1 protein-coding gene is annotated in these 1,357 nt (G+C 38.9%); it reads left to right on the top strand.

What is annotated here, in order from left to right:
• A partial coding sequence (locus IQ228_RS26070; protein WP_193965018.1) for an amino acid adenylation domain-containing protein occupies positions 1 to 1,357 on the top strand: 1,357 nt, incomplete at both ends.

Below are 1,357 nucleotides of genomic sequence, written 5' to 3'. Positions count from 1 at the left end.
CATTATTGACAGAAGTTGAAAAGCACCAGCTATTAACAGAATGGAATGATACCCAAGTTGAATATCCTGTTGATAAATGTATCCATGAGTTATTTGAAGAGCAGGTAGAGAAAACACCGGATGCAGTAGCGGTAGTATTTGAAAATCAACAACTCACCTATCAGCAATTAAATAGTCGGGCTAATCAGTTAGCCAATTACTTACAAACGTTGGGTGTAAAACCAGAGACATTAGTGGGGATTTGTGTAGAGCGTTCCCTAGAAATGGTAATTGGATTATTAGGGATTCTCAAAGCAGGAGGAGCGTATGTACCCCTTGACCCCGAATATCCCCAGGAACGCTTGAGCTTCATGTTAGAAGATGCTCAAGTTTCAGTATTGCTGACACAAAAATCACTATTAAATGAATTACCCTTAGACAATCGAGAAAAACCTTGTCAGGTCATTTGTTTAGACCAAGACACCTTTAACTTAGAATTAACCGAAAACCCCAGTCACCAAAGTCAACCTAATAATTTAGCCTACGTAATTTATACCTCTGGATCTACGGGAAGACCCAAAGGGGTAATGATAGAGCATAGCGCCATAGTCAATTTAAGTTTAACCTGGGCTAAAACTTTCCAAGTAGAAAACCATAGCCGATTATTGCAATTTGGTTCTTTTAGTTTTGATTTATCCGTAGGTGAAATTAGCACAGCCTTAGTGACAGGTGCTTGTTTGTATTTAGGAAATAAAGTAACTTTATTGCCTAGTCAAAGCTTAGTAGACTTTTTAACAGTAAACAAAATTACCCATAGCTTCTTATCGCCTTCAGCCTTATCTGTACTACCCAAAGCAAAATTACCTGATTTGCAATATCTGACAGTAGGTGGTGAAGCTTGTACAACTGAATTAGTTAATCAGTGGGGAACAGAAAGAAATTTCTACAATTGCTACGGACCTACAGAATCCACAGTCACCGCTACTATCTTCCATTGTCAACCCAATGGCAGAAAACCACCTATTGGTAAACCAATATCTAATCTTCGCATCTATATCTTAGATAGAAACAATCAACTATTACCGCCAGGAATACCAGGGGAATTGTGTATTGCTGGGGTTGGTTTAGCTAGAGGCTATTTAAATCGTCCCCAAGCGACTACGGAAAAATTTATGGAAATAGATATATGTGGTCAAGTGGAGCGAATTTACAGAACAGGAGACTTAGCAAGATGGGGTGCTGATGGCAACATAGAATACTTAGGGCGCATAGATAATCAAGTAAAAATCAGAGGATTCCGCATAGAACTAGGAGAAATAGAAACGGTACTCAATCAACATCCTCAAATCCAGACATCCTCTGTCATTGCTCGTGAAGA

The organism is Dolichospermum sp. LEGE 00246, from assembly GCF_015207865.1.
Classification (GTDB): Bacteria; Cyanobacteriota; Cyanobacteriia; order Cyanobacteriales; family Nostocaceae; genus Dolichospermum; species Dolichospermum heterosporum.
The sequence above is the reverse complement of the archived record's forward strand: the minus strand, read 5'-3'. Positions and strand labels throughout refer to the sequence as shown.